Raw genomic sequence first — 12,561 nt, 5'->3', positions numbered from 1 at the left:
CGCCACTTGCGGCGGCCGGCGCTACGGTCTTTTGTATCAGCTTTTGTTCTTCTGGGCTGCGTAGGCGCGCAGTTGCGGCACGATCTCTTTGGCGATGACTTCGACCTGATCCATTTGGTACTTGTATGGAACGAAGACAAGCTTTTGCACGCCCGCATCGATGTGCTCTTTGAGTTGAGCCACACACTCGTCGACGTTGCCCATAATGGCGCTATCCATGGTCGACTTGCTGCCCTGAGCAATGTCGAAGTCGACATTGAGCCATTCCATCATCGTGCTTTCCACCGCCGCACGCGAATCACCCACCATAATCGGCAACTGGTTTCCGTTGAGCAAAGTGGCAGGGTCCCGGCCCGACTCTTCGGCATAGTCGCAAACCTTCTTCCACGACTCGACGAATGCGTCGGGCTTGTAGAAGTATGTGAGCCAGCCGTCGCCGTTGGTGGCCGCGCGCTTCAGAACACGATCGGCGTACCCGCCGATAAGAATGGGAAAAGGCTGTTGTACCGGCTTGGGGAACATCACGCCGGCCGGAATATTATGGTTCGGCCACTCGCCCGAGACCAGATCTTCGTTGAAGAAACGACGCATGATGTCGAGGTTGTCATCCATGATGCGACCGCGCTGCTCGAACGGCACGCCCACGGCATCGAATTCGCGCTTGTACCAACCCGCCGCCATCGCCAGAAGCAGACGCCCGTTGGAGATTTGGTCCATGCTGGACAATTGCTTGGCGAGCGCAACGGGGTTGCGCAGCGGCAACACCAAAATGCCCGTGGAAAGCTTGATCTTCTTGGTGCGCGCGGCAATGGCCGTCAGCAGTGTCAAAGAGTCCACAATGGGGAAATGGGGGTCAACGCCCAGCAGGATGTGGTCCCACACCCAAAGAGAGTCAAAGCCCAGCTCTTCCATGCGCACGCCGTACTCGATCAGCTCCTCTGCTTCGGGAATGATCGGGAATGCGGTGAAGTTGCGAGCGGCAATGCCGAATGTGCCATGAAGCGTAGCCATATTAAGTTCTCCTCGACGAATCGTCTAAATAATTCAAATAATGTTTTTCAACCGATGTAGCGCCTGTCCGGGTCAAGCTCGCGAAGTGCTTGCAGCTCGGTCTCGGTAGGCGCCTTCGTGACAGCGATTTCACCCTTGTCGTACAAAAGATCGAAGCCCGTGTTGTCTTGCACCTCTTCCATCGTCACGCCCTCGTGCAGCGCCAGCACCTTCATGGCGCGGGTCGTTTCGTCGAAGCCGAAGATGCCCAGGTTGGTAATCACCCGGAACATGCCGCCCGCACGCAGGCCGCTGTCGTAACGCGACGTGCCGCCCTGCAGGAAGCCCGGGCTGGTGATGAAGTCGACCTTCTCGACAAAGCGGCGAGGCTCGTGCTTCATGGCGACGATCATATTGGTAAGGCTGGAAATATCGTTGCCCCCGCCGGTGCCCGGCAAGCGCACTTTGGGATCATTTGGGTCGTCTCCCAGGAAGGAAGAGTTCAGGTTGCCGTACTTGTCGATTTGCGCGCCGCTCATGAAGCCGATATCGACGTGCCCACGCTGAAGCAGCAGCAGGACATCAGTACTGCTTACGACCATGTTCGCCCGCTTGGTGCAGCGTTGTTCGTTGGTCGACGGCGGCAGCTTGCCCGCCTCGATGAAAGGCCCGATGACCCCGCCTTCGAACAGAATGGTAAGGCCCGGACAACGTTGCATCTGAGCCAGCGTGGCTGCCAGCAAGGGAATACCGACCCCGGCGAACACCACCTTTCCGTCGTCCAGCACGCGCGAGCTCATGACGGTGAGCATCTCGGCTTCGGTGTAGTTTCCGGCGGCTCCTTGGGTTTCGTCGCGCGCAACAATGGCTGTATTAGTCATTTAGAAGGCTCCTTCCACGTTTGGCGGCGTCCAGCACCTCTTCGAGCCCCAGCTTCGCCAGGTACTCGTTCCAGGATTCTGGCCCGCGTATGTATTCGTCGATGTACTCGTTCATGGCGCCCACCGGGTCCTTGTTGACCTTGCCGGTGTAGTAGTCCATGTGGGACAAGAAGGGTTCGTATACGTTGGTGCACTCGTGCGGCGCGCACCCGAAAGGCACCTCGACCACGGCGTCGACGTTGAAGAACCCGATTTTGGTTTGGTCGGGCGCACGGCGGATCTGGTCATTGGAGACAATACGCTCAGTGGTAAGGATGACGCTGTCGGCGGCCATGGCCAGCTCGATGTCCATGAAGGGCAGACCGTCGATCTGGGCGTTGCCGTAGGCGTCGCAACGCTGAACATGTATCAATGCCACGTTCGGATTCAAGGCCGGCACCAGCAGTATGGGCTCGTTGGTGAACGGGCAGTCGATGAGCTTGACTTCCGGGCGCAGGCTGACCACGTCGGAGCCCATCATGGAACGCATGGGCATGAACGGAACACCCATGGCCCCGGCGCGGAAACGCATGCCCATGCCCAGGTGGCTCCACTCTTGAAAGCTGGCCTTCTTCGTTTCGACATAGTGGCGCATGACTTTGGAGATGCCCCATACGATGCCCTGACTGAACCAACTGGTCTCGATATGCTTGCAGATGCCCGAGGCAAACAGCCAATCTCCCTCGCTGGAAACAATGCTGCGATATACCGACAGATCTTTCTTGTTATCGCGAATGAGTTGCCAGATCATGGCCATGGGCGTGCGCGACAGCGTGCTTCCGCCGATACCGACCTGACTGCCGTCATTGACGAGGGCCGACGCTTCTTCCAGCGTCATGACCTTCTCGCGCAGGCTGCGATCGCGCTTTGACAGGCGCTCTCGCAGGTTCAAATAAGACGACTCTTGCATTTCTAACCTCCGGCCCGACTTAGCGGGGCATCAAAATAGGACCTGGCTTTCTATAGTACTAATGATAGTACCATAACACCTTAAAAAATAGTTAAGACAAACCCTAACTTCGTTCGCGGCGAACCGGACCCGCCTCCGGCTGGTTTGCAATTCGATATGGAACCCGCAAACCAGCCGACGACAGGCCGGTGTCGCTCTTCATCATCCGCCCAAGTACGCGTGTCTTACATGGGGGTCGTTGATCATCTCTTGCCCCGTGCCTTGCAGCGTCATCTGTCCGGACTCGTACAGATAGCCCCGGTCGCACATGTCGAGCGCCGCGAAAGCGTTTTGTTCGACCATCAAGACCGTGGTGCCCCCCTTGCGTACCTCGCGAATGATCTCGAAGGTCTTTTCGACGATGTTGGGCGCCAAGCCCAGGGAAGGCTCATCGAACATGATCAGCTTGGGGCGCGACATAAGTGCGCGCGCAATGGCCAACATCTGCTGCTCGCCGCCGGACAAGGTGCCGGCCGCCTGTTCTCGACGCTCTCGAAGGCGCGGGAACATGTCGTACATCCGCTCGATGTCGTCCGATACGCTACTGCGATCCTTGCGTATGTAGGCGCCGATTTCAAGATTCTCGTGCACCGTCATTTGAGGAAATACCCGCCTGCCCTCGGGGCAATGGGATATTCCCATTGAAATGATCTGCTGCGCCGAGGCCTTGGAGATGTCCTCGCCCATGAAGCGTATGCTTCCTTCGGCTGGGCTGAGCAATCCGGAAATGGCTTTGAGGGTGGTGGACTTGCCGGCGCCGTTGGCACCGATGATGGTCACAAGCTCGCCCTGCTCGACTGTTAACGACACGTCTTTCAAGGCGCTTACGTTGCCATAGCGGCACACTACGTTCTTTAGCTCAAGCATGCTGTTTGACCCCCTGCCCCAGATAGGCTTCGATCACGTCGGGATTATTCTGGATCTCGGCCGGCGTGCCGTTGGCGATGATCTTGCCGTAGTTCAGCACAATTACCCGGTCAGAAACCCCCATCACCAAAGGCATGTCGTGCTCGACAAGCAGGATGGAAATATTTCTTTGCCTGATCTTGTGCAAGATTTCCATGAAACGGGCTGTCTCGGGAGCATTCATGCCGGCCGCGGGCTCGTCCAGCAGCAGAACCTGGGCCTTGGCCGCCATGGCGATGGCCACTCCCAGCAAGCGCTGCTCGCCGTAGGGTAATGACCCGCTTTGCTCTTTGGCTCGATGAGCCAGGCCGACAAAGTCGAGTAGATCCCAGACCTGGTCCTTGAGGCTTTGCTCTTCGCGCCGGAAGCTGGGCAGCGCAAGAACGGTTTCCAGGAAGGAAGCCTTGCCCTGCAAGTGGAGCCCGGTAAGAATGTTGTCGAACACTGTCTCGTTCGTGAACAAGCTGGTGCGCTGGAACGTTCGAACCAGGCCCATGGCGGCAATCTCATGAGGGCTGTGTTCCGCAAGCGAAACTCCCTTGAAGTACAGAGACCCTTTGGTAGGCCGCAAAAAGCCGGTCACAACGTTGAAGGCGGTAGTCTTGCCCGCCCCGTTGGGGCCGATCAGGCTCAAGAGTTCTCCTTCCCGAAGTGTGAACGACATATCCGAGATAGCGACCAGGCCTCCGAAATGAACGGCCACGTTCTTGACTTCCAGCAACGGGCTGGTGTTTTCATTCGTGCTCATGCGTCGGCCCCCCTGGTTTTAAGTGTTTTCCCGTCGTGCGGTACCGGCTTTGGCGCATCGCCATCACCATCTTTTCGGCGTTGGCTTGAAGTGTCGTCTCCGGAGCCGAACTTGCGGTCCCACAAGCGCAGCACCGCCGGAACAATGCCCTGCGGCAGGAACATCACGATAAGCACCATGGCCACGCCGTAGACGATCCATTGGATTTCGGGGCCGGCAACTTCGCGAAGACCAACCGGCAGGATGCCGAAGATAATGCCCCCGATGATGGGACCGATCAACGTGCCCTTGCCGCCCGTGATCACCATGATCACCATCGTGACCGTATAGATGAACAGGAATACGTCGGGGTCAATGATGCGGATATAGTGTGCGTACAGACTGCCGGCGGCGCCCGCCATTGCAGCCGACACACATGCGGCGAAGTTCAGGTAGCGCGTAACGTTAATGCCCGTGGAGACGGCCAAAGGCTCGTTCTCGCGAAGGGCGATCATGGCGCGGCCGACCCTCGAGCGCACAATGCGACGAATGATCACATAGCACACCACACCAAGGGCCAGCACCAGGTAGTAGTTCGGTACTTTCGACCAAAACTCACCAGAGCCAATGAACGGCAGGTTGTAGCCCATTGGGGGGATATTGTTCAAGGCCAGCGGACCTTGGGTAAGGTCTACCCAGTTAAGCGCGACCAGGCGAGTCACCTCGGCGAAACTGATCGTCACGATCACGAAGTAGGCACCGCGGATCTTGAACGAAAGCTTCCCGACAACCCAGCCGAACAACCCGGCGACTACAATGGCCAACACAAACCCGAGGAACGGCGAGCCGGGTTCGACAACGTAGCGCCCATCGCCGAAGAAAGCCGGTATGTCAAAGCCCAGGGAAGTGAGCGCGCTGACATAAGCCCCTATACCGAAGAAGGCGATATGCCCCAGGTTAAGCTGCCCGGTATAACCCAGCAGCAGGTTAAGGCTCATGGCGCCCACGATGAACAGGCCGGTGGTAATGACGATATGCAGGTAGTAAGGATCTTGCAGCCAGAACGGCAGCGTGAACAAGATCAGCAATACAACAAGCGTGTATAGGTTCTTCTTCATCCGATTCTCTCCCCGCGGACGCTAAACAAGCCTGTAGGCCTAAACAACAGGACCAGAATAATCAAGATGAAACCGACCGCATCGCGGTAGCCGGACGAGATGTATCCCGAACCCAGTTCTTCCGCAAAAGCCAGAATGAATCCACCGATCATTGCGCCCTGAATACTGCCCAAGCCACCCAAAATAACGATGGAAAACGCTTTCAGTGCGGCCAGGTTGCCCATCGTGGTCGTAACGACGAACACCGGCCCCAGCAACGCCCCGGCAGCAGCGGCCAGGCCCGAGCCCAGCGCGAAAGTGGCCATATAAATGACGTTGATGTTGATACCCATGAGCGAAGCGGTATCCCTGTCCTGGAATGTGGCGCGCATCGCCTTGCCCAGCGATGTTCTTTGCAGCAAAAAATACGACAGAATAATGAGGCCGATGGCAGCACACAAAACAAAGATGCGCAGCCACGATACTGCAACCGGTCCCATCATTAGGGGCTCGGTCGGAAAAGGGGTGGCAACCGATTTTGCAACGCCGCCCCAAACCAGCAGCGCGAGGTTTTGCATGGCGATCCAGCACCCGATCATGGCGACCATGGTCGAGTCAATATCTGCTGATCGCATGTGCCTTAACACCAGGCGTTCAATAAGAGCGCCCAGAATAATGCCAAGCATCACCGCCGCAACAAGCGCGACGAAGAAATTCCAGCCCAAGCCGGATACGAAGTAATAAGCCATGAAGCCGCCAAAGGCGTAAAGCTCTCCATGGGTGAAGTTCACCACCTTCATGACGCCAAGAATCAACGTCAGCCCGATACCGAGCAACGCATATGTGCCCCCGAGTATCAGCGCATTGGCAACGTGCTGAAGAAACTGATCCACTGTCTGCCCCACTTTCGCGCCTGGATTAAGAGTGGCGAGGATGGCGCGCTACCCCTCGCCCGCCCGGATTCGAAGCTATTGACCACCCCACATGCGATGGGTGTCAACGCAACGAAAGCAATACGGGCAACACAGCCCGTATTGCTTTCAGGTGATTAGTCGTCGACCGCCACGACCTTGCCGTCCTTGATGGCCACGAGGTAGGTGCTTGCGTCGTATTGCGCACTGGCCTTGTCCCCCTCGCCATCCGGCCGGAAAGAAATATCGCCGTTCAAGCCGTCGATCTTGACGTTCCAGAGCGCCTCGCGGATATTCTCTGGCGTAACCTCATCGACAGCTTCGAGTGCGGCGGCAATGGTGCGGATGCCGTCGTAGCCGCGGAAGCTTTCGGTAAGGCCGGCTACGTTAAGGCCGCGCTTGTTCCATTCGGCGATGAAGGCCTCGGACATTTCAGGATGAGCCGTGCTTTCGGGCGTCCAGGGCGTAAAGAACAGCAAATGCATGGAGCCATTGGCCGCGCTGCCCGCCTGCTCGATCAGTTGATCCGGGCTTTGCGAACCACCCGTGGTGATGATCTGGCGCTTGAGGCCGAGCGATTGGGCCTGCTTCAGAAGCAGAGTCAGTTGCTCGACTGCTGTGGTCACGATGAGGGTGTCGGCATCGCTACCGCGAACCTCTGACAACTGCGATGTCATGTCCTGGGCAGCCGCGTCCATGATCAGCTCTTTACCCACTTGTACGCCATTGGCCTCGAGCACCCGCCTGAATTCCACGGCTGCGCCTCGGCCCCAGTCGTTGTTCACGACGAGCAGATCGGCTTTCTTGATTCCCAGAGGTTCAATATAACGAACGAAATTATCCGCTTCGATCGCGCTGGTGGGCGCCAAGCGGAACACATAGGGGTTGCCCGACTTGGTGATCTTGACCGAGCTGGAAGTTTCAACGACCATCGGAACTTTATATTCCATCAGCTTGGGCATGCTGGCCAATGTCAATGTAGAGCCCCATGCACCCATCAGCACGGGCACCTTGTCGCGAACGATCAGCTTCTCGGTGACGTTGGCTGCTTCGGTGGGGTTGCCCTTGTTGTCTTCGACCACCAGTTGAATCTGCTTGCCCTTGACTCCTCCGTTGGCATTGATTTCGTCCGCGGCGATCTTTGCCCCTTCAAGAATGTAGTTTCCGGAAGCGGCGATGGCGCCTGTAAGAGGCTGGTTGACACCGATCTTGATGGTCTCGGCGTAAGTGGGCGCCATCATGGCGAACGATAGTGCCGTGGCTGCAAGACTAGAAGTAAATATTTGTCTTCTTAGCTTCATTGCGATGCTCCTTAGATGTATTGAGTATGTGGTGCCGTCAATCTGTAAGAGTTTATTATTCCATCAACCTATTATTAGTATGATGATAGGTGTGATGTTTTGCGCCGTATATAGTGGTTCATACTAATATCGGCCCTAACAGCTACTGCGATACTACGGACTGCAAATTGCGCTTGAAATGCCGGGCAGGGATGCCCGGATAATCAACGCTTCCCAAAGAGACGCTTGAAAAAGCCCGTCACTCTGCTGCGCAATACCGAAAACAATAAAGACCCCGCATTCAGTTCGGTTATTTCGGCGCTGGCGGCTGCGTCGGGATTGTCGCGGCTGGAAAGACGCTGATGCAGGTTTTGCGCAAACGCATCAGTCATGCGTTTGGCAATGTCCATGACAATACCCGACCTGCTGAACTGCGCCAAGGGGCCAGTTAGGGCAAACCCAACCTGGACATCCACCTTGGTTTCGGCTCCGCCATTAATTTCACTGAGAACGTATTCGACCTCGCCGCGCGTGGCCGATGCCGACTTGGTATCGCGCGCGGACCCGTAAATCGTTCCCTTGTAATTTTCGTCGTCTCGCTCGACGTCCGCAACCCCCTCGAAATCGGCCACGATGGGGCCCACTTTGACCCGCAGGCGCGGCTCTACATGGGTGGCGGTGGGCTCGTTCAGCAGCGAGGCCCCCGGCAAGCAAGTGGTGACCTGATCAAGCCTGCCGAAGAATTCCCAGACCTCGTCGCGCGGGAAGGCCACGGTAAACGATTGCTGCAGCCGGGTCATGGGCTTGGAATCGTCAACCTTGCGTGCGGCGGCGGGCGCGGCGGCCCGGGGCGCCGGTGCGGCTTTTTTTGTCGCGGCGCCTGAAGGCAGCACAATACCCGCCGGATCGGCGGCCATGATCTGGGCGTGACCCGAACCTACCGGCCCCAGGTCTGTCCGGCCGTTCACGACCTGGTTCCGGCCGGCTTCGCGACGCTCATCGATAACGCGCTTGACCGCCTTGACGATGCCGACATAGCCCGTGCAGCGGCACAGGTTGCCGCTCATTTCCAAACGGATCTCGTGTTCGCTTGCCTCGGGCATGCGAAGCACGAGGTCGCGGGCCGATGCCAGCATGCCGGGGGTGCAGAAACCGCACTGCAGGGCGTGCTCTTCGGTGAATGCGGTTCGAAGCGATTTCATGACCTCGTCGTCATCCATGCCTTCGATGGTGGTGATCTGTGCGTTGTCGCAAGCCACGGCCAGAGAAATACATGAGCGGGCGGGAACGCCGTCGATCAGCACCGTACACGCGCCGCAAACACCATGCTCGCAGCCCAGGTGCGTGCCGGTAAGGTTCAACTCGTCGCGCAGAAGGTCGGCCAACTGAGTACGCGCCTCGATGGCCAGGCCCTTATGCGCTTTTCCATTGACATTCAGGGATATGGTTTTCATTACTGTGCTCGCTGGACGGCACGCATAAGCGCGGTCATGTGAATTTGATTTGCTATCGGGTCCACCAGGCCGGCCTGCTCGAACAGTTGCTCGATCATGGCTCTTTTGATGTCGCCGTTGCTCTCAAAGTAATCATGCGCATCGGCGATGACGATGGGCTTGGCCTCGATCGCGCCGATCACAATGCGGCAGACGCCGCGCGCGGGGTCCTTGAGCACGACGGACATGGCGTGGGCGAACTCGCCCGTCTTGCGATTGATCTTGCAATGCCCCCATTTGGCATCGGCGGATAAGCGCGGAATATAGATGGAGTCGACCAGGTCGCCCGGGCCAAGATCACTCTCGAACACGCTGGTCATCAAGTTCTCGACCGGCATGCTGCGCCCGCCGGCGGGGCCGACGATGTTCACCTTGGCGCCGATCGCGGCCAAAGAGGTGATCCAGTCAGCCGCGGGGTCGGCGTGAACCAGACTGCCGCCCACCGTGCCGCGGTTGCGCACAGCGCGATAGGCAATGCCTCGTGCAACAGCGGGCAGCGCCCCGTTGGTAACGTCGGGTACACGTTTGTCCTCGATGTCGGCATGAGTGACGCAGGCGCCCAAAGTGACGCCGTCAGCGCCCTCTTCCACCCGCTTGAACTCGGGGATGTGCGTAATATCGACCAGCAGATCCGGTTGAACCAAGCGCAAGTTCAGCATGGGGCCAAGCGACTGGCTGCCCGCCAGTACCTTGACCGTGATGTCTTCACGCTCAACCAACTTGATCGCCGACTTGGAATCGGCAACCCGCTCGTACTCGAACAACGACGGCTTCATAGTCCCTCTCCAGCCAATTGCTTTTCTTTTTTGGCGACAGGCTCGAATTGCGGCACCTTGAATTCAGGTGTCACGCCCTCGGCCGCGCGGGCCTCGAAAATAGCTTCAAGCACGCGATGCGGTGTGGCCGGCGACGTATACAGCGCGGCACCCAGCGGACGCAAGGCGTCGTTGATCGCGTTAAGTACGGTTGCGGGCGGCGCAATGGCGCCGCTTTCGCCAATACCTTTCACGCCAAACTCGGTATACGGCGAGAGGGTTTCCATATGGATAAGCCTGGGCTCGGGAATTTCGGTGGGGCCGGGCAACAGATAATCGGCGAAAGTAGAAGCCAGGGGCTGGCCGGCGGTATCGAAAGGCATCTCTTCGTACAGCGCCGTGCCAATTCCCTGTGCCGTTCCACCGTAAATTTGGCCGTCTACCACCATGGGGTTGACCAGCTTGCCGCCGTCTTCCACCACCACGTAGTCCAAAATTTCTACATCGCCTGTTTGCGGGTCGACCGCCACTAGCGCGGCGTGCGCGCCATACCCGAAGGTACCGGTATCGCGGTCTGGCTTATACCCTTCGGTAACTTCCAGTCCACTGGCGTTGGCGCCGGGGGGAAGATCTTGCGGACGCCGGTACCAGGTTCGAGCCACGTCGCTGATGGGCATGCTGACATCATCGGCATACACGATTCCATCGGCCACCGTGATTTTGTCTGGCGTGGTTTTCAGCACGAACGAGCCGATTTCTTTCAGGCGTTCGAGCAGCGCATCGCAGGCGCGCGACACTGCGCCCCCGGACATCACCATGCAGCGCGAACCCCAGGTGCCCGTCGAATAAGGCGTGTATTCGGTGTCGCCGTGCACGACCTTGATGTCTGCGATATCAATGCCAAGTTTCTCATTGGCCACCTGGGCCAATGTGGTCTCGAGACTTTGTCCGTGCGAGTGCGCACCGATGCGGATTTCAAGGCCGCCGTCGGGTGTAATGCGCAGGGTTGCCTGCTCGTGACCCGGCACCATGGGAATCCCCCAGCCGGCGTAAACGGAAGTGCCATGCGCTGCCTGCTCGCAATATACCGCCAGCCCAACACCTATCAGGCGGCCATCGGCCTCGGCGCGCTTCTGCCGCTCGCGCACGCCGGGCACATCGATGGCCTCGACGGCGCGGCGCAGGGCCTCGGGATAGTCGCCGCTGTCAAAGTGCTTGTTGGTGATGTTGTCGAACGGCATTTGCTCGGGCTTCACCAGCGATTTCATACGCAGTTCGTAGGGTTCGATGCCTGCCTCATGCGCCAGCTCGTCAAGCACCAGCTCAAGCGCGAAGCAAACGCCCGTACGGCCCACGCCCCGATACGGCAGGATGGGGCATTTATTGGTCGCAACAGAATAGGTTTCGCAATGATATGAGGGAAAGTCGTAAGGCCCCGGCAAAATACTGCCCACTTGCCCCGCTTCCAAACAGGCCGAAAACGGATAGGACGAATACGCGCCCGAATCAACCGTTGCCTCGCAATCGATACCCAGAAGCCGGCCGTCGGCCGATGCATAGCAGGTGATGTCGTAATAGTGTTCGCGGCAATTGGCGGCGGCGGTCAAGTGCTCGCGCCGGTCTTCGATCCAACGCACCGGATGGCCGCTGCGCATGGCCAGCCAGCTGACGGCAACCTCTTCGGGAAGCAACAAGCCCTTGTAGCCGAAGCCGCCGCCGACGTCAGGCGTGATGACTCGCACCTTGGCCTCGGGTAGACCCAAGCACTCGGCCAGCCCGGTGCGCACGATATGCGGAATTTGGGTTGCGGTGTAGATAACCAGTTGCTCGACCCGGCTGTCCCAGTAAGCCACGCAACCGCGCCCTTCCATCGGCGCCATCGCCTGGCGTGAGGTGCGTATTTTTCGGTTGATTTTGATCGGAGCGTCGCGCACCGCATCTATATTGACGCTGAAGTCGGTGGTAAGAAACAGGTTGTCGGGCCAGGCGTCGTGCAGACGCGGCGCCTCGGCCTCGCGCCCCTGCAGCATGTCATACACGACATCGAGCTCGTCGTAATCCACTTGCACGGCCGCTGCAATGTCTTCTGCTTGAGCGCGGTTTTTTGCCATGCACATGGCAACCATCTCGCCCACGTGGCGCACCTTGCCTTCGGCCAGAATCGGTTGCGCCGAAGAACGAAAACCCGGCAGTGCGGTATCGGCGACAATCGGCTTGACGCCGGCGCTGTTCAGGTCGGCAACTGTAAAGACCTGATCTTCGTAGCCTTCCGGAATGTGGATGTCGGACAAATTGGCATGGGCCACCGGGCTGCGCACAAACGCAACGTCCTGCATTCCAGCCAAGCGTATGTCGGCTACAAACTTGCCCCGACCACGCATGTACCGATCGTCCTCCTTGCGAAGAACCCTTTTGCCCACACCTTGTTTAGACATCGCAAACCTCCTGAAGGAGCTTTCCCGACCGACATTAGCGACGAGATGCCCAGATAAGTTGTCTTCTTACCATCATTCTAAATATAGGACCATATACC

The 12,561-nt window shown here is 58.2% G+C and carries 11 protein-coding genes; all 11 read right to left on the bottom strand.

Annotated elements, in window-relative coordinates; translation table 11 throughout:
* Positions 1-36: 36 nt before the first annotated feature.
* Entirely contained in the window at positions 37-1,011 is a 975-nt protein-coding gene (locus ACIY1O_RS05810; protein ID WP_397474148.1) for an LLM class flavin-dependent oxidoreductase, read from the bottom strand.
* A 47-nt stretch (positions 1,012-1,058) separates the two neighbouring features.
* Positions 1,059-1,871 carry a CoA-transferase subunit beta gene (locus tag ACIY1O_RS05805; RefSeq protein WP_397474147.1) on the bottom strand — a complete coding sequence of 271 codons (813 nt, stop codon included), beginning with the start codon at positions 1,869-1,871 and terminating at the stop codon, positions 1,059-1,061.
* Complete coding sequence (locus ACIY1O_RS05800; RefSeq protein ID WP_397474146.1) at positions 1,864-2,820, bottom strand: CoA transferase subunit A; 957 nt, start codon at positions 2,818-2,820, stop codon at positions 1,864-1,866. Before ACIY1O_RS05800 ends, ACIY1O_RS05805 begins: the two co-directional genes overlap by 8 nt.
* 201 nt (positions 2,821-3,021) lie before the next feature.
* Positions 3,022-3,726 (bottom strand): ABC transporter ATP-binding protein, encoded by a 705-nt coding sequence (locus ACIY1O_RS05795; protein WP_397474145.1) that lies wholly within the window; start codon positions 3,724-3,726, stop codon positions 3,022-3,024.
* Positions 3,719-4,513 carry an ABC transporter ATP-binding protein gene (locus tag ACIY1O_RS05790; protein WP_397474144.1) on the bottom strand — a complete coding sequence of 265 codons (795 nt, stop codon included), beginning with the start codon at positions 4,511-4,513 and terminating at the stop codon, positions 3,719-3,721. Before ACIY1O_RS05790 ends, ACIY1O_RS05795 begins: the two co-directional genes overlap by 8 nt.
* On the bottom strand, positions 4,510-5,610 hold the full coding sequence (locus ACIY1O_RS05785) for a branched-chain amino acid ABC transporter permease (RefSeq protein ID WP_397474143.1): 1,101 nt from the start codon (positions 5,608-5,610) through the stop codon (positions 4,510-4,512). Before ACIY1O_RS05785 ends, ACIY1O_RS05790 begins: the two co-directional genes overlap by 4 nt.
* Positions 5,607-6,482, bottom strand: coding sequence for a branched-chain amino acid ABC transporter permease (locus ACIY1O_RS05780; protein ID WP_397474142.1), 876 nt, complete (start codon positions 6,480-6,482; stop codon positions 5,607-5,609). The genes ACIY1O_RS05785 and ACIY1O_RS05780 overlap by 4 nt, the downstream gene beginning before the upstream one ends.
* A 155-nt stretch (positions 6,483-6,637) precedes the next feature.
* Positions 6,638-7,801: an ABC transporter substrate-binding protein gene (locus ACIY1O_RS05775; protein ID WP_397474141.1), complete on the bottom strand. Its 1,164-nt coding sequence runs from the start codon at positions 7,799-7,801 to the stop codon at positions 6,638-6,640.
* Between the two features lie 203 nt (positions 7,802-8,004).
* The gene (locus ACIY1O_RS05770) at positions 8,005-9,234 is read right to left on the bottom strand and encodes a xanthine dehydrogenase family Fe-S subunit (protein ID WP_397474140.1); all 1,230 of its coding nucleotides are present in this window, start codon (positions 9,232-9,234) and stop codon (positions 8,005-8,007) included.
* The gene (locus tag ACIY1O_RS05765) at positions 9,234-10,049 is read right to left on the bottom strand and encodes an FAD binding domain-containing protein (protein WP_397474139.1); all 816 of its coding nucleotides are present in this window, start codon (positions 10,047-10,049) and stop codon (positions 9,234-9,236) included. The genes ACIY1O_RS05770 and ACIY1O_RS05765 overlap by 1 nt, the downstream gene beginning before the upstream one ends.
* A complete protein-coding gene (locus ACIY1O_RS05760; protein ID WP_397474138.1) occupies positions 10,046-12,463 on the bottom strand; it encodes a xanthine dehydrogenase family protein molybdopterin-binding subunit in 2,418 nt (805 codons plus the stop codon). Before ACIY1O_RS05760 ends, ACIY1O_RS05765 begins: the two co-directional genes overlap by 4 nt.
* Positions 12,464-12,561: the final 98 nt, after the last annotated feature.

This window comes from Pusillimonas sp., from assembly GCF_044464525.1.
Classification (GTDB): domain Bacteria; phylum Pseudomonadota; class Gammaproteobacteria; order Burkholderiales; family Burkholderiaceae_B; genus Pusillimonas.
This window is presented reverse-complemented; position numbering and strand designations above follow the sequence as displayed.